At 38.1% G+C, this 16,884-nt stretch carries 12 protein-coding genes; 10 read left to right on the top strand and 2 right to left on the bottom strand.

Translation table 11 applies throughout. The features are described 5' to 3' along the window. Both JL102_RS08470 and dnaN read left to right on the top strand, forming a co-directional pair. Complete coding sequence (locus JL102_RS08470; RefSeq protein WP_202243956.1) at positions 1-954, top strand: DUF4340 domain-containing protein; 954 nt, start codon at positions 1-3, stop codon at positions 952-954. Positions 955-1,034: 80 nt separating this feature from the next. After that, positions 1,035-2,159 (top strand): DNA polymerase III subunit beta, encoded by a 1,125-nt coding sequence (gene dnaN / locus JL102_RS08465; RefSeq protein ID WP_202243955.1) that lies wholly within the window; start codon positions 1,035-1,037, stop codon positions 2,157-2,159. A gap of 74 nt (positions 2,160-2,233) precedes the next feature. Here dnaN and JL102_RS08460 read toward each other — a convergent pair whose 3' ends face one another. Beyond that, positions 2,234-2,998 (bottom strand): XRE family transcriptional regulator, encoded by a 765-nt coding sequence (locus JL102_RS08460; protein ID WP_202243954.1) that lies wholly within the window; start codon positions 2,996-2,998, stop codon positions 2,234-2,236. Positions 2,999-3,250: 252 nt separating this feature from the next. Here JL102_RS08460 and JL102_RS08455 point away from each other — a divergent pair, with 252 nt between their 5' ends. The 8 genes from JL102_RS08455 to JL102_RS08420 all read left to right on the top strand — a co-directional run bounded on the left by JL102_RS08455 (position 3,251) and on the right by JL102_RS08420 (position 15,627). Further along, the gene (locus tag JL102_RS08455; protein ID WP_202243953.1) at positions 3,251-3,646 is read left to right on the top strand and encodes a YbjN domain-containing protein; all 396 of its coding nucleotides are present in this window, start codon (positions 3,251-3,253) and stop codon (positions 3,644-3,646) included. A 12-nt stretch (positions 3,647-3,658) separates the two neighbouring features. Then, positions 3,659-4,372: a PspA/IM30 family protein gene (locus JL102_RS08450; protein ID WP_202243952.1), complete on the top strand. Its 714-nt coding sequence runs from the start codon at positions 3,659-3,661 to the stop codon at positions 4,370-4,372. 11 nt (positions 4,373-4,383) lie between these two features. Beyond that, complete coding sequence (locus tag JL102_RS08445; RefSeq protein ID WP_202243951.1) at positions 4,384-5,016, top strand: OB-fold-containig protein; 633 nt, start codon at positions 4,384-4,386, stop codon at positions 5,014-5,016. Between the two features lie 18 nt (positions 5,017-5,034). Beyond that, positions 5,035-7,200 (top strand): flotillin family protein, encoded by a 2,166-nt coding sequence (locus tag JL102_RS08440; protein WP_202243950.1) that lies wholly within the window; start codon positions 5,035-5,037, stop codon positions 7,198-7,200. Positions 7,201-7,388: 188 nt separating this feature from the next. Beyond that, complete coding sequence (locus JL102_RS08435) at positions 7,389-12,290, top strand: DNA repair ATPase (RefSeq protein ID WP_202243949.1); 4,902 nt, start codon at positions 7,389-7,391, stop codon at positions 12,288-12,290. Between the two features lie 282 nt (positions 12,291-12,572). Further along, complete coding sequence (locus JL102_RS08430) at positions 12,573-13,046, top strand: hypothetical protein (protein WP_202243948.1); 474 nt, start codon at positions 12,573-12,575, stop codon at positions 13,044-13,046. Positions 13,047-13,203: 157 nt separating this feature from the next. Further along, on the top strand, positions 13,204-13,551 hold the full coding sequence (locus JL102_RS08425) for a hypothetical protein (protein ID WP_202243947.1): 348 nt from the start codon (positions 13,204-13,206) through the stop codon (positions 13,549-13,551). A gap of 993 nt (positions 13,552-14,544) precedes the next feature. Beyond that, the gene (locus JL102_RS08420) at positions 14,545-15,627 is read left to right on the top strand and encodes a hypothetical protein (RefSeq protein ID WP_202243946.1); all 1,083 of its coding nucleotides are present in this window, start codon (positions 14,545-14,547) and stop codon (positions 15,625-15,627) included. 43 nt (positions 15,628-15,670) lie between these two features. Here JL102_RS08420 and JL102_RS08415 read toward each other — a convergent pair whose 3' ends face one another. Then, entirely contained in the window at positions 15,671-16,603 is a 933-nt protein-coding gene (locus JL102_RS08415) for an adenylate/guanylate cyclase domain-containing protein (protein ID WP_202243945.1), read from the bottom strand. Positions 16,604-16,884: the final 281 nt, after the last annotated feature.

The raw sequence follows: 16,884 nt of genomic DNA, 5'->3' as shown, positions 1-16,884 counted from the left end.
ATGCAAAGAAAAAGAAATATAAAGCTGATAGTGGTGCTGGTACTTCTGATGATAGCTACCGTGGTGGCTTATTATGTGACTAGGCCCGCCGATAAGCTGGAGGTAGATAGGACTATTTTTGCTTATGAAGATCCTTCGGCTATTGGTCAAGTAGTTTTTGAACAAGGTGAAGAAAAAAACAACCTTACTTTTAATGGTGCCCAGTGGCAGTTGAATAATGCTTATGATGCTGATCCACAGCGTGTGAGTGTTGTTTTTGCTCTACTTAAGCAGCAGAGGGTACGTAGAATGGCCGCTAGGCAGCAGCAAGACTCATTGCAGCAGGCCTTTGAAGAGAAAGGTGTCCATGTGACTTATTTTGAAGGGGCTAATGCTGTGAAAGATTTCTATGTATTGGGTGATAATGAAAATAAAATCACCTATATGGCTGAAAGTCCTGGATCTCAGGCGTATATTGTGGAAATACCCGGATATAGAAGTTATTTGGCTGGTATTTATGAATTAGATCAGAATGGATGGAGAAATCCACGAATTTTCGATTTTAATTGGGCGAATCTAAAAGGAGTAGAAGTAGCCTATAGCGAACATCCTGATAATGGTTTTTCCGTGGGCTTTGACTCTAGCTTTTATGAGGTAAGGGGGCTTGTTGAAACAGACTCCTCGAGGCTTACCGATTTTCTTGATGATGTATCGTTGCTCTATGCTAATGACTTCCTTAATCAAAAGGAAGTAGCAGAGTATCAGGAGTTAGTAGATCAAGAGCCTCAAGCTATAATCATGGTACACGATGTAGCGGATAAGATTTATACACTGGAAGTGTATCAGGCATTGGAAAATAATCGAGAGATAATTGGTAGAAAAGATTCTACTGATTATGCTATATTTGATCTTTCCAAGATGCGTAAAATTTTGCGTCCTAAAGGTTTTTTTAAGAAAAAGAAACAGCCGATTTAAAAATATAACGTTTCTTGTGAATGATTTTATTTTTAACTTTACCGAGTTTTAAACTTAACTATACGTAATCGACATCAGTAATGAAATTTATAGTCTCGTCATCATCACTTTTAAAGCAGCTAGCTAGTATCAATGGTGTAATTACTACCAATCCGGTAGTGCCTATTCTTGAAAATTTCCTTTTTGAAATTGAAGAAGGTAAGCTTACAGTTACGGCATCAGACTTGCAGACGTCTATGATCACTGAGATAGAGGTGGAATCCAAAGAGAACGGTAACATAGCTGTGCCAGCTAAGATATTATTGGAGACCTTGAAAAACCTGCCGGAGCAGCCGGTAACTTTTTCAATTGATGAAGATACGTACAGTGTGGAAATTAGCAGTGATAATGGTCGATATAAGCTTGCTGGTGAAAATGCTACTGATTTCCCTAAGGTGCCTACCGTTTCTGATGATTTTTCTGTAGATATGTCTACTGAAGTGCTGAGCAGCGCTATTAACAATACTATATTCGCTACCAGTAATGATGAGTTAAGGCCAGCTATGACAGGTGTGTATATGAATCTTACTGATACTAACACTACCTTTGTTTCTACGGATGGTCATAGGTTGATAAGATATAGAAGGGTGGATGTGGCTTCTGAAAATGGTAATGCTATCATCATTCCAAGAAAGGCGCTTAACTTGCTTAAATCTACATTACCATCTGAAAATACCAATGTTTCGGTAGAGTTTAACGTGTCGAATGCTTTCTTCCGATTCAATAATATCAGAATGATATGTAGGCTGATAGATGAGCGTTTCCCTGATTATGAAAACGTAATTCCAGTAGATAATACTAATACCATGTTTATCGATCGCTCAGAGTTGTTGAGCTCTTTGAAGAGGATCGCTATTTACGCCAATAAAACCACACACCAGGTAAGGCTTAAGATCACTGGTAGTGAACTTCAGATTTCTGCGGAAGATTTGGACTTTGCTAATGAGGCAAATGAGAGATTATCATGTGAGCATGATGGAGAAGATATAGAAATAGGCTTCAATGCTAAATTCCTTATCGAAATGCTTAATAATGTAGATTCTGATAAAGTAGAGTTGAGACTTTCTGAGCCGAATAAAGCTGGGCTTTTAATACCTACCGATAAAAGTGATAATGAAGACATTCTTATGTTGGTGATGCCTGTAATGCTTAACAATTACGTATAAGACATTAAATTAAAATATTATATATACTAAGGCCGATTGCAATCAATCGGCCTTTTTTTGTGATTAGAAATCTCTTATCCTAATTCAGTAAGTAGCTTCTTTACCTGTTCTTCCAGAGTGCTTACCCTTTCTTCGAGCCTGGAAGGAGATTCCAGATTTTTACTAAAAATAGCATCTGCTTTCCAAATTTCTAGTATTTCGTTGGCTTGAACTCTCAAAGAATCAAAGGCAGGGTTGTCGGCTTTGAAAACATATGACGTGTTGTGTCTGGAAAAACGCCTCACCAGAATGTCATTCTTAGTGATGATAACATATAAAAGGCCTTTCTCTACATCTTCAATAGTAGTGGGCAAGCAGAGTAAGATGTCTTTATGATGTATGCCTTGGTTCTCTACTACCATCTCATTGCCATTGATCTGGAAGGCCCTGGACTTCTTATGTTGGGTGAAGGGAAAATGGATTGCAGGTAGTTTATTGATGAAGTCTTTGTTTTGAAAGCTCACAATATAATCTAAATGCTTTTCTAAAGATATAAATGGCGTTTGCTCGGCAACATCATCCTTATCAGTAATGGCTTCTTTTTCCTCCCTTGAGAATTCTTTTTTAAAAATATCGAATTTGTATAGTTCGTTGATCGTGAGCTCTTTAGTGAGTAGAGTGTCTATCGAAAGCTCAAAATGCTTTGCTATTTGTATGAGGGTCTCAATTTTAGGCTCCGTTCTTCCTTCCTCGTAAGCACCTACACTTGGGCGAGCCAGGTTGAACAGCTGTGCGAAGTCTGATTGGCTCATTTTTTTGACCGCCCTGATTTTCTTGATATTCTTTCCTATAAATGACATAATACCGTTTAGTAGAAATATTTTTCAAAAATGGTATAACCTTTTTTAAAATGCTAGCGTAAATATAAATAAATGATTGCTAATAAAATGAGCAACGCTAGTAAAAATAGAATTAATTTATTATTATTGAATTATGAAACACTATAATGACATACCACCCTGAAATTTTAGAATGAATTGAAATGTGAATTTTGATTTATTCGTATAAATTGAATTACTTTTGATCTTTTTTAAGTATTAATACTATTCTACATGAACGAATATTTTAAAAAAGTACGAGAATACCTGATAGACCTTGATTTTGATATCACTTATGAAAGCGAAGATGAATGTGTTTTCGTAGTGAGTGATGAGCGGTCAGGGGTTAGTAACATGGTACTGGGCTGCGCTGATCCTATTTTGATATTAGAACAATTCATTTTTGAAGTGAAGGATACCTCAGCAAGTACTTACATCAGACTCATGCAGAAAAACAGAGACATTATACACGGAGCCTTTGTGCTGGATGATACTGGGAAGAAAGTCATTTTTAGAGATACTTTACAACTCGAAAACCTTGACTTTAATGAGCTAGAGGCCGTTTTTAACTCATTGGGCCTATTGCTTAGCGAATTTTCAAATGAGTTAATTGAATTGTCAAAACACTAAAAATTAGAAGACATGAATATCTTTGGAAGATTATTTAAGATAGGGCAGTCAGAAGCCCATTCAGCAATTGATAAATTAGAAGATCCTATAAAGCTCACAGAACAAGGTATTAGAGATATGAAAGAAGACCTTGACAAAGCTTTAAATGCTTTGGCTCAGGTAAAAGCTATGGCTATAAGGTCTAAAAATGATGTGCAGACTTATAAGTCTAAAGCACAAGATTATGAGCAAAAGGCTATAATGCTATTACAAAGAGCAGAGAAAGGAGAAATAGAATCTTCAGAGGCCGATAGATTAGCTTCTGAGGCTTTGATACAAAAAGAAGAAAACTTGAAACATGTATCAAGATCTATGGGAGAGCAGCAGCAATATGATGATTCTGTTGCTAAATTAGAGAGCAATGTCAAAAGATTGAGAAGTACCATAGCTAAATGGGAAAATGAATTGAAGACCTTGAAGGCAAGAGTTAAAGTGAGTACTGCCACCAAAAATATCAATAAGCAAATGGCTCAGATTGACTCAAGCAGTACAGTGTCTATGCTAGAGAGGATGAAGGATAAGGTGGCTCAAGAAGAAGCTTTGGCGGAGTCTTATGGAGAAATAGCTAATGAGAGCAGAAGTATTGATGAAGAAATAGATAGAAAACTGGCTGAAACAGGTAGTGCAAGTGCTAGTGATGAGCTGGCTAAGCTAAAAGCTAAAATTGGAATTAAAAAAGAAGAATAAATAAAATTAAAATGGGTGAATTACTTGAAGTAGCAGTGAACCCTGCGAACATAATTATAACCGCTTTGTCTATTTTCATTGTGATCTATTGGGTCACGGTCATCATCGGAATTTTCGATATAGATGTTTTTGATTTTGATATGGATGTAGACGTAGATGCTGATGCCGATGTGGAAGTTGAAGGCAGTTCTGTTATCTGGTTAAATTCAATATTGTCATTTTTTAACCTCGGAAAGATACCTTTTATGATCTTTCTCTCATTTTGGATTATTCCAACTTGGTTATTGTGCATAAACATCAATTATTTCATAGGTAATTCCTCATTTTTAATAGGTCTATTTGTATTGTTTGGGAGTCTATTTGTTGGTCTTTTTATAACTAAAATTCTTACTTATCCCTTTGTTAAGCTTTATCAAAAGCTGGAAAAGGAGAATGAATACGATAGTATAATAGGTAAAATATGTGCTATAACTATAGCTGCCACAGAGAGTAAAACAGGACAAGCCCAAGTGAAAACTAATGGAGCTCCTCACATACTAAGTGTGAGGACCATTAAAGGCATGGAGATGCAAAAAGGAGATACTGGACTCGTGTTAGAGTACAATCAGGATCTCAACTTATACTTAATCGAACCTTATAATTAATAATTTAAACTACATAATATGTTATCATCAATCTATACTGCTATACTGGTAGTAGGTCTTGTTCTTTTGGCGATAGTTGTTGTCATCGTCAAAATGTATAAGAAGGCGGTTCAAGGAGAAGCGCTTATTAAAACCGGCCAGGGAGGAGCTAAAGTTTCATTCTCTGGGATCTTCATTGTACCCGTTATCCATAAGTTAGAAATTATGGATATTACTCTCAAAAGTCTTACTATATCCAGATTGGGTAAAGATGGCCTTATATGTAAAGATAATATGAGAGCCGATATTAAAGTGAGCTTTTTCATAAGAGTAAATAAAACTACTGAAGATGTAATTCATGTGGCTCAAAGCATAGGTTGTAAGCGTGCTTCTGACATAGATCAGCTGGAAATGCTATTTGATGCTAAATTTTCTGAAGCTTTAAAAACGGTAGGTAAGCACTTTGAATTTGTAGAACTGTATAACTCCAGGGCTGCATTTAAAGAGAGAATATTAGATGAAATAGGTACGGATCTCAATGGGTATATCCTGGATGACTGCGCTATTGATTACGTAGAACAAACCTCTATTCATGATCTTAATGAAAGTAATATTCTTGATGCTCAAGGTATTAAGAAGATTATTGAGCTCACATCTACTGAGAAGATCAAGTCTAACCTTATAGAAAGAGAGAAAGAAAAAACCATTAAAAAGCAGGATGTTGAAGCCAGGGAAACCATTTTGGAGCTGGAGAAGCAGCAGACTGAAAAAGAAGAGCAGCAGCGTAGAGAGATTGAAAATATCCGATCAAGAGAATCGGCGGAGATAGAGAAGGTTCGTCAGGAAAATGAAATGAAAGCTGCTCAGGCTCGTATAGCTACGGAAGAGGAAGTAGGTGTAGCTGAAGAGAATAAGCTGAGACAAATAGTGGTGGCTCTGAAAAATAAGGAGAAAACGGAGGCTGTAGAAACTGAAAGAGTAGAGCAGGCAAGAGCACTTGAGGCTACTGAAAGAGAAAGAGTAGTGGAGCTGGCTCGTATAGACAAAGAAAAGTCACTTGAAGTAGAGCGTAGAAACATTCAAGAAGTGATTCGTGAGCGTGTTACCGTGGAGAAAGCAACTGTGGCTGAAGAAGAGAAAATTAAAGATACTCGTGCTCAGGCAGAAGCCGATAGAAATAAGATGGTAGCTATTACCATTGCAGAGCAGAAAGCTGAAGAAGCTTTAGTTCAAGAGATAAAAGCGGCAGAAGCAGCCCGACAAGCAGCTGATTCACTAGCTAAGAAATCGTTAATAGATGCAGAGGCTGAGAAAGCAGCTGCTAATCATAAAGCTGAAGCTATCAAAACATTGGCTGACGCAGAAGCAGCACAAAAAGCAGCTATAGGTATGTCTGAGGCACAAGTGATGTCTGCCAAAGCGGAAGCCAAAGAGAAAGAAGGAGAGTCTGAAGCTTCTGTAATAGAAATGAAGGCTGACGCTGAAGCTAAAGGCATAAGATTGAAAGCTATTGCACAATCTGAGGCAGATGAGAAACTCGGATTTGTGGCTGCTAAAGTAACGCGTGAAAAAGGAACTGCTGATGCTGAAGTGACTGAAGTGAAAGCGGTTGCTGATGAGAAAAAAGGTATGGCAGAAGCCAGAGTAATGGCGGAGAAGTTCAAAGCTGATGCAGAAGGTATCAAGCAGAAAGCGGCGGCCATGAAAGCACTGGATGGTGCAGGTGTGGAACATGAAGAGTTCAAGCTTAAACTTGAGAAAGATAGAGTCATAGAATTAGCTCAGATTGATGTGAGTAAGCATATAGCAGAGGCTCAGGCTCTTGTTCTGGCAGAGGCTATGAAGTCTGCTAAGATTGATATCATAGGCGGAGAAAGCATGTTCTTTAACCAAATAGCGGGTTCTGTAGCTAAAGGAAAATCGATAGATGCCTTTATTAATGGTAGTGAAGTAGCTACAGATGTAAAATCGGCCTTTTTAAGTACTGATGGAGGAAGCTCTTTCAAGGAAAATGTAGGAGAGCTGCTGAAAAGTTTTAACCTTACATCGGAAGATGTGAAAAACATCACTATATCAGCATTACTATTCAAGATGATGGGCAGTACTCAGGATGATTCTGTGAAAAACAGCCTGCGTCAAATGATGAGCGTTGCTAAATCTGCGGGATTGGATAATGAAACTCCCAGAACATTGGGGCTGATTTAAGCGAAGCAATGGAATTCTGGCTGTGTGGTTTTATCTCACACAGCCAATAGATTCTACTCTTAAAATTATCCGATTTATTCATGAGCATGTGAGGTGAAACGGTGGTTGCAAGCCATACTCAAAGTTTTTCATCTCACCCATGTTCTCAATAATTATTTCCCGGCTTACCCGGCTTAAATCTATTGACTATGTCTCAGGAACAGACAGAAAATAATAACCCATCACAAGTGACACTAGAAGGCGGCACCTATGAGGTTTTAAAAAACCGATTAGAAGCTAGCACTAAAGAACTGTCTCAAGTATTAAATAAACTTAATGAGTCAAGAAAGCAGGTTTTTGGCTCATTAGAAACTAAGCTGATTGCTACTGAGCGCATTACCACTGAGCATAACTGTATTCCTTGGGATATGGTGCCTATTGGCAATCATTTTTTATTTGGATTTAATGTTCATTTAGGTCTAAAAACCCATGTTGAACTGTCTGATGTATTCAGTATTCATCAATATAAAGACCATACTTTTCCCGCCTTGGATATGTCCATGATTGCAGATGAGCAATTTGTTGTGGACTTTCAGAAATTATATAAATATTATAAAGATACTCAGTTTGTTAAATTTGCCCTTATAGGACCTCATCTTTACATGATTTTCCGAATTGGGAAGTCTGTAACAGATATTAAAGCCTTCAAATGGCTGGTAGAAGGAGAGAAGCTTACCTATTTGGATAATCGTAGTGAGCATGAGTTTGCTTTTCCTGCACAGCATGCTTTTCAATGGAAAAGAACTACCAGAGATTATCATAGAGAAGGCAAGTACCCCCATATTTCCATAGAGGACAAAGTTTTTGTAGAAACGGTGGGTGGAGATCTTACAATTAAGGTTGAAGATAATACAGATTCTGGCAAGGGAGTGTATCATGAAGATGTTGATAACCCTGATCAAACGCTGGATGATGCAGAGATCATGTATGCTATTTTAGGTAATCTCATTCTGTTGAGGATAAAGCCGTATCAGGAAAAAGACTATAGGTATATCGTATTTAATAGTAAGCTTAAAGAGGCGAGAAATATCAGGGCTATTGCTGATGCCTGCATACTCTTGCCTGATGATCAGGGTATTATCTTTTCTAATGGTTATTATCTTCAAAGTGGTGATTATAAGGTTTTTGACAATAACCTAAAGGATATGGTTTATGAAAAAACCATCGCCTCACCAAATGGAGAAGATTACCTGTATGTGTTTTATAACCGCTTGCAAGGCATTTATTTATTGCTGCCTTATAACATTATTCAGCAAAAGGTAGAGAACCCAATCATCTGCCATGGCTATTCCATTTTTGAAAATGGAGAGATGTGCTTCTTTAATGCAGACGAGGAGCCTAAAAAGCACCATGCTACCAAAATATGGCAAACGCCTTTTACGGGGCCAGATTTTCAGTCTGTATCGAATAATGACTCCTACCTGTTTAAGATCGGTAATAAGGAGATAGTACGTGCCATGGCTGAGTGCAATGAGCTAATTACATTGGTAGAAAAAGGGGAGAACTATGCGAACCTTTATTCTGATCTGCAAAAGCAGTCTACTGATATAATAGATACTTACCATTGGCTGGATAAGGAAGAGGCTTATAAGGCATTGGAGCCGTTAAAGGCTATTCGTCAAACAGCTTCTTCAGCTATAGATGAGTATGAAAAGGTAGTAAGTATACGCAAAAATACGGCTGATCAGGTTAATGATGTGCTTACCAGGGTGGATGAAATGACTAAGAAGATCAGTCGTGAAACACAGCCCAGCCTAGAGAAATTTGTAAATCACCTGAATGCCTTGCGCGAGCTCAGAGGTGAAACGGAATCTTTAAAATCATTACGCTATGCAGATGAGCAACGGATAGAAAAATATGAGGAGCTGCTTAAGGAAACCAACCTTAAATATGCTGATAGCTGTGTTCGCTTTTTGCTTAGAGATGATGCTTTAGATGACTATGAAACCAAGGTAAAGGGACTAGAACAGGAAATTGAAGAGGTTAATAAAGTAATAGATATTGATGAGCTAGAGAAGAAAATTGATCAGATAGCTCATGATCTGGAAATGCTCATAGATATTGTGAGTAACCTCAAGATTTCTGATGCTACTCAAACTACGCAGATCATTGATAATATATCGGCTTTATTCTCTATTCTGAATAAAAACAGAGCAGCCTTAAAGAAAAAGAGGCGAGAGCTGATGCTGATTGAGGGCAAGGCTGAGTTTAATGCTCAAATTAAACTTCTGGAACAAGGTGTAACCAACTACCTTGATCTTTCTGATACACCTAAGAAATGTGACGAGTACCTGGCTAAGCTCATGGTGCAGTTAGAGGAGCTGGAGGGGAAGTTTGCTGAGTTTGATGATTTTGTGCTGAAGATATCTGAAAAGAGAGAAGACATATATAATGCCTTTGAATCTAAAAAGGTATCATTAGTAGAAGCTAGAAATAAACGCGCTAATTCATTACAGCAATCAGCTGCCAGAATACTAAGTGCTGCTCAGAGTAGAACGGAACGTATGACTACGGCGGCAGAGATCAATGGCTATTTTTCATCAGACATGATGATAGAGAAGCTGCGCAATATTGTAGCAGAGCTCAAGGAAATAGGCGATTCTGTAAAGGCTGATGATGTGCAAAGTAAGCTTAAAGCGCTGAAAGAAGATGCTATCAGGCAGTTAAGAGATAAAAATGAACTTTTTGAGTCTGGTGAAGATATTATCAAGTTTGGTAAATACAAATTCTCAGTCAATACGCAGTCACTGGAAGTAACAGTGGTGCCCAGAGATGAGAACTTGTTTTTCCATCTTACTGGTACCAGTCTGTATGAAGAGATTAAAAACGAGCGAATCAATTCTAGCAGAGCGGTATGGAATCAGGCGGTAATATCAGAGAATGAAAAATTATATCGTGCCGAATACCTGGCGTATAAAGTGTTGAAGACAGGGGAGAAAAAGGCCAATGGAGAAGCTGTGCATAAAACTCTGGCAGAGCTCTACAAACTTACCCCTGAGCAGTTGCTTGTGTATGTGCAGAAGTTTATGGCTCTGAGGTATAATGAAGGCTATATGAAAGGTGTTCATGATCATGATGCGGTTCGTTTATTGGAGTCACTACTTATGTTCTATCAATCAGGTGGATTGCTGAAGTATGCCTCGGAAACACGTGCTATGGCTCAATTTTACTGGCAATATGCAGTAGATGAGGAATATAAGCAGCTGCTGGATAGCAGAATTAAAGGTTTGGGGATAATAATTGATGTATTTCCTAATCTGGAAGAATTCTATCAGGTGATAGAAGAAGTGAAGTTGGATATTGAAAGTAAGCTGGTTGATGTGTTTGATTTGAGTCATGCTGCTAAGGCTGCTGAATATCTATTTTTTGAAATTAAAGATCATAATGACTTTGTGAAGGCTGGTGATGCCGTGACTTTGTCGGAAAGCTTTCAAGGCTACTTGAAAGATAAAAAGGCCATCAAAAAATATGAGGACTCAGTAAAGAAATTAAAGCGTGAAGAAGATCAGTTTCAGATGATCAGAAAATGGCTTCAGGCTTATGCTGAGTTTAATGATAGTGAAGACGAGCTTCAGTTTATATCGGAAACGGCCCTGTTGTTAATGGAAAATAAAGCTCAACCCAGGGTGATTAATATTCCATTAGTAGCTGAGATAGAAGGTATGCAGGGAAGTCATGCGGTGGTAGAAGAAGGTAAATATCACATGAATTTCAACCAGTTTTTACTGAAGTTAGAAGCCTTTGAAAATACAACAGTGCCTGCCTATAGGGAGTTTAATGCACTGAAAAAAGAGTTGGTGGCAGACTTTACAGAAGAGCTGAGGCTTGGCGAGTTTAAGCCAAGGGTGATGTCTTCATTTGTTAGGAATAAACTTATTAATGAGGTGTATTTACCGCTTATTGGCGCTAACCTGGCTAAGCAAATTGGTGAGGCAGGTGAAGGAAAGCGTACTGATTTGATGGGTATGCTCTTGCTTATTTCTCCTCCGGGTTATGGTAAAACCACTTTGATGGAATACATCGCTAATAGATTGGGTGTGATTTTTATGAAGATCAATGGTCCGGCTATTGGACATCAGGTCACCTCGGTTGATCCTGCTGAAGCGCCCAATGCAGCTGCTCGTGAAGAGCTTAATAAGCTGAACCTGGCTTTTGAAATGGGAGATAATGTGATGATCTATCTGGATGATATTCAGCACTGTAATCCTGAGTTCTTGCAGAAGTTTATCTCTCTTTGTGATGCTCAGCGTAAGATAGAAGGGGTTTATAAAGGTAAGAGTAAAACTTACGACTTCAGAGGTAAAAAGGTGAGTGTGGTTATGGCTGGAAACCCTTATACAGAAAGTGGTGAGAAGTTCCGTATCCCTGATATGCTTTCTAACCGGGCTGATGTATATAACCTGGGTGACATCATCGGAGATTCTGATTCAGCCTTTAAGCTGAGTTATCTGGAGAACTGTATCACTTCTAACCCGGTGTTGAATAAGTTGGCAGGCAAAAGCCTTGATGATGTGTATACCTTAGTGAGTGCAGCAGAAAAGGATACGCTGGAAGGCGCTGAGTTCGAAACCAATCACTCGCAGGAGGAGGTGAGAGAATATATGAGTGTATTCCAAAAGCTGATGAAGGTGAGAGATGTTATTTTGAAGGTAAACCTGGAGTATATCCGCTCAGCAGGTCAAGCCGATGAATACCGAACAGAGCCAGCCTTTAAGCTGCAGGGGTCATACAGAGATATGAATAAAATTGCAGAGAAAGTATTTTCTGTGATGAATGACGATGAGCTGACCACTTTGGTGAATGGCCATTATAATAATGAAGCTCAGACCCTCACCACCGGAGCTGAAGCCAATTTGCTGAAGTTTAAAGAGCTTAATGGCTACCTAACCGCTGAAAGCCAGGCGCGTTGGTTGGAGATAAAAGAAATCTTCATGAAGCAGCAGCGTACCAAAGGCTATGGCATGGGCAATCAAATGGGGCAAATGCTTAGTCATATTGAAGAAGTGACCAAAGGCCTGGATGGCATCAGAGATGCTTTGATGAAGAAGTGATTTAAGGGCTTTGTGTAGTCTCTGTAGGTGTTATTGCCTACAGAGCTGCTCATCTTGGAAAGTCGACTGTTGGAGCTGCTGCCAATAAGTGTACAGGTTGTTTTATTAATAGATTTATTTGGTCGAAGTGGGGTTTTAATAAGTCTCATATAGATGCAATGAAAGGTTACTTCATTGAGTGGAATTGCCTTGTCTATTTAATTCCAATAGATGTGTGTGTTGTCTTCAGTTTATTTATATGTATTGGAGATAAATCTTACTCCACAAATGATGTGATAAATTATGAAAAAGGTTGTCTTTGTTATTATGATAATCATTGGTCTGAGCTCATGTAAGAAGCCGCGAGCTGCAGTTGATTATGATGGGCTAACGTTTCGAGATGGGGTGGGTGATGGGCTAATGCTGTATGAAAAGGAGAAAAAATCACCAATTCAATTAAAGTTGGATTATGATAGTGTGGTTTATGATGAAGTTAATGCTAAAACTTTTTATAAAGATGGTGTCCTCGTTCAGTTAAGGGATGAGGTTCTTTTTAAGGAAAAAAATCCAGGCTACTATTGGTTGTACAACCTAAAGAGGAGTGATACTTTGCCGATAAACTTGATGGTCAATGGTAGTTATGTTGTTAGGAATATTTCTTTCAAGAATGACACCCACGCTTATTATATGTCCTTTACCGTTGAGGAAGATTCATCCATAGATTATGAAGTTAATCCAGTGGTTTATGGGCCTTTTTCTGAGATACCTTTATTGTAGCGATTTATATGTGCGTCTAATAAAAGAGACTTCACTATAATTAGAGCAATCACCTATAACACCAAGTCCTAATCATAGAAGCTATGACAGGAACAAACCAATACAGGTAAAATCTAAACATTCAATTTTACATATTAATCAACTAAATACTCATGTTATGAAGTTTAATGGCACTGCTTTGCGTAAAAATAACGCCCAAATTGTGCTTAATAAGAAAGATGAAAAAGGACGATTATATAGATTTATTGGCGCATTTGTAGTGTTGCTAGCCCTTTTAATAGTTGCTTTGCTGGCGTTAATGCTAAAGTTAAGCAGTGAAAACACGAACAGTGAAGTTTCTAAACTGAGTCATTTAGAGTTGCCATCAGAAGACTCTATTCTTCAGTTAGAAGAACGATGGTATGTTCAGGAAGCTCCTGATACAATCTTCATTGAAGAGGCAAGTAATAATGATAAATTGAGGAGTGAAATGCAGAGGTTGAAATTGCCTTATGTTTTGTTTTAAAGGGTTTAATGATTGGTGATGTCAAATGGATTCTTTGCTTAAAACCTTTACCAATAATTGAGTTATCATCAGCTGAACTTAACCGGTCTTATCCCCATTAGACACCTTGGCGAAAGGAAAAGGTCTATGTATATGATAAACAGAATCTCACCAAACCAGTGTCAGCATGATTAAGCTTTGAATAGCATTCCATAGCCCAGGCTCTTTACTTTTTTGCAGTCGATCAAAAAAGTAACAAAAAAATCTTTCTTGCTGTGAGGTCTTCCGCTTACGGAACCGTTTCATAGCGATGACCTGCCACTAAGGACTTGAGAAAGGACTATTTTCCAATATTATTTCACCTCACGACTGTACAGCAAGATTAAGATACCATCGAGTTGCTCTGAGCCTCGTCGAATAGTAGACGGTCGATACTCTTGATATTGTGGTAAATTGCTTTCCATAGCTTTGGGGTTACTCCGTAATAATCAGAAAGAAGAGCCGTCATTCCTGAATTATGAAGCATAGCGGAATGATATCAGGAATCTCGCTGTTCATGTTCTGCTATCAGATCGGTGAGATCCCGGCTCTCCACTTCGCTGTGGCCGGGATGACGGTAATTAATTGATTTAGGCCGTCTATAAATAAACTGGTTATTGCAAACCTAAGGAGATGGAGTGAAGCAATCTCGAAGTTATTTCTGGGATCTATTGAAGTGCTTGAAACCTTTGCCTGCAATTGAGTTATCATCAGCTGAACTTCACCGGTCTTATCCCTACTAGACACCTTGACTTAGTAGTGAACAGTATTCCATAGCCCAGCGCTTTACTTTTTGTAATCGATCATAAATGTCTCATGCTGTGAGATTTTCGTTGTTGGGTCTTTAAATTTAAAAAGGAAAAATTTTAAACATTAATTTAAATGCAACGTTGTTGCGTTTAAAGAAAGTGCTATATTTGAATCAGGTTTGTGCACGATCCTTTTTACTTAATCAAATCAATTAATAAAGAGAAAATGTTAAAGAGATACAATGGTATTTTCTTGCTTGCCATCTTAGCAGTTTTCGGCTGTAATGATGATGAACAAGTCACTTATAAAGGTTATTTGCCTCCTGTAGTACTTAAAGATTCTGTATTAGTTACTTACGGTGATAATATAGATCTAATGTTGCCTACGCAGTATAAGGATTATGAAGGAGTCGTGCTATCACTAGATTTTAGTAATAATGATGATATTGAGGTGAAGGGTGAGCAAACCTTACAAAACTTGCTAGCTAATGCTATAACTGTGAATGCTTCGGAGAATTCGATTCAAATAAACGCTGCAGAAATTTACCCTAACAATGTTTATTCAGAAATAAGTGATGTAAGGTTGCCTGAAGTGTATAATGTGACCTTGAAAGCGGATTCTGAAGAAGGATATAAATCAGTGGAAACTACCTTTAAGGTGAGGGTAACTACTGCCGATCTGGGTATTGTAGGTTTAAGTGACACAGACGAGATACCTTATGACTACGCTTTGTACGGTACTAGGTCTGAGTATGCTGTAGATTATAAAGCTCTAAAAAAAGAAGGCAGTAAACTGGAGTTGTTTTTTAATGGCAGACCTGATGGTCATGTAAACTTAGTGGATGGCAAAATAGTAGTGGATGAAAATGCCGGAGATGAGGGCAAGAGTGAGTGGACTTACGATATGGTGCCTACCCTCTTGAAAGATGGTTATATGGTTGCTCGTAAGCAATTTAGGGTGATGGTTGTTCCTACTCCTAAGTTTTTTTACGGTAGTTATTATCCAGATCTTGATATTACAGTTATTCAGAACAGACTGGTAATGGCTCTGGGCAAAGAATATGCAACTATGGAGCCCGCTTTTTACCCTGAAAAATATAAGGGCCATTTCAGTATAAAAAGCATATCTAAAGGAGGAGTTTCCCTCGATAATACAGAGGGGTTGTTTTCAATAAACGAGGAAACTGGAAAAGTTTCAGTGAAAGAAAACACTTCATTAGCTGCCGGTGAATATTCTTTAGTGGTAGAAAATAAATCTACTACAACGGATTTTGTGCTATCAGCAGAATTAACTCTGGTTATGGAGTAATATGAGGTTATAGCAGAGGTTCTTCCCTGGCCTCTGCTATTTTTTAAGACGTAAGAGGTTGCTTGTAGTCTTCTCCTATTACGTGTATATTGATTCTTTCGCCTGTTCCTCTAATGATCTCTGTATTTTGTTCTGACTTAGGTGGGCTTTGAAGAAGGATAAATACCTTGTCGGAAATAATAAAGTTGTTTTTATATTTTTTGGTAAGCTCTTGTATGCGAGCAGCAATGTTTACCGGATAGCCCATTACCAACTTGTGTTTTCGGCCTTCTAACATAATGTCTCCAGTGGCTACTTTGCCATAATGAATGCCAATACCTATTTGTATAAATTCACCGAAGTGCTTATTGAAATAATCCTGATTGAGTTCTTTTAGTTTTTCTATTATTTCGAAGCCACTTTTTACGGCGTTATTGGCCGCTTCTATAGGCTGTTCTTTAAAACCAAAGGCGGCATACAATCCATCGCCCGCCGTTTCTATTATTTTGCCATTATATTTATTAATGATTCTTTCGAAAGAATTGAAAAGCTTGCGAATAAGGTGTATGGCATCAAAGGCCAGGTGTAGTTCCATGAAGCGAGTGAAATTTCTCATGTCTAGAAAGAAGAGGCAAAGCTGTAGTTCCTTGCCCATGCTTGCAGGTTCTCCGTTAGACTTTCGAATATATAACTCATAGTCAGTTTTATCTTTCATAATTCTCCTCACCTTCACTGTTCCTTTTTTTACATATGTCTGGCAAGCCAGACGCACATTTTCTGATAGATTAATCTGACTTCTTAGATGTCGTTCGCCTAAAGTCATGGGAGAAAGGTTTTCAGCACCTTCTTCTACTAATATTCTACAAGTAGAACATCGGGCTTTAGCCCCGCACTCATACCTGAAAGGAACGCCTTCATCTAAAGAGGCCTGAAGAATTGTTTTTTCAGGGGGGATATTAAATGATTTTTCTCCTATAAGGGTTAAATTCTTCTCCATAGTATAAGGTGGAATACTCTATTCTAAAGTGCAAACTTAGGGTTTGCGAAGCAATGTTGTCTCTAATTACCAAATAAATCCTTAATTAGCTGTGTTTTAGGATAAGTTTCCATTGTACATGACCCCAAAATAACCTTCATATACATTATAAGGTTGAAGATTTTCTGTGCTGTTTTTCTTCTAAATGGCTCTTCTTAAATCCGTTTTTCATCCCTGAAATCAGTGAAATTGCTATTAATAAGGCGAATAGCCTGCTGATAATTCTTTATGATTGGAGCTAT

Source organism: Fulvivirga sediminis (assembly GCF_016757215.1).
GTDB lineage: Bacteria > Bacteroidota > Bacteroidia > Cytophagales > Cyclobacteriaceae > Fulvivirga > Fulvivirga sediminis.
The sequence above is the reverse complement of the archived record's forward strand: the minus strand, read 5'-3'. Positions and strand labels throughout refer to the sequence as shown.

Coding starts and splice junctions, on each gene's coding strand:
- JL102_RS08470 (WP_202243956.1), top strand. CDS start 1: ATGCAAAGAAAAAGAAATATAAAGCTGATAGTGGTGCTGGTACTTCTG.
- dnaN (WP_202243955.1), top strand. CDS start 1,035: ATGAAATTTATAGTCTCGTCATCATCACTTTTAAAGCAGCTAGCTAGT.
- JL102_RS08460 (WP_202243954.1), bottom strand. CDS start 2,998: ATGTCATTTATAGGAAAGAATATCAAGAAAATCAGGGCGGTCAAAAAA.
- JL102_RS08455 (WP_202243953.1), top strand. CDS start 3,251: ATGAACGAATATTTTAAAAAAGTACGAGAATACCTGATAGACCTTGAT.
- JL102_RS08450 (WP_202243952.1), top strand. CDS start 3,659: ATGAATATCTTTGGAAGATTATTTAAGATAGGGCAGTCAGAAGCCCAT.
- JL102_RS08445 (WP_202243951.1), top strand. CDS start 4,384: ATGGGTGAATTACTTGAAGTAGCAGTGAACCCTGCGAACATAATTATA.
- JL102_RS08440 (WP_202243950.1), top strand. CDS start 5,035: ATGTTATCATCAATCTATACTGCTATACTGGTAGTAGGTCTTGTTCTT.
- JL102_RS08435 (WP_202243949.1), top strand. CDS start 7,389: ATGTCTCAGGAACAGACAGAAAATAATAACCCATCACAAGTGACACTA.
- JL102_RS08430 (WP_202243948.1), top strand. CDS start 12,573: ATGAAAAAGGTTGTCTTTGTTATTATGATAATCATTGGTCTGAGCTCA.
- JL102_RS08425 (WP_202243947.1), top strand. CDS start 13,204: ATGAAGTTTAATGGCACTGCTTTGCGTAAAAATAACGCCCAAATTGTG.
- JL102_RS08420 (WP_202243946.1), top strand. CDS start 14,545: ATGTTAAAGAGATACAATGGTATTTTCTTGCTTGCCATCTTAGCAGTT.
- JL102_RS08415 (WP_202243945.1), bottom strand. CDS start 16,603: ATGGAGAAGAATTTAACCCTTATAGGAGAAAAATCATTTAATATCCCC.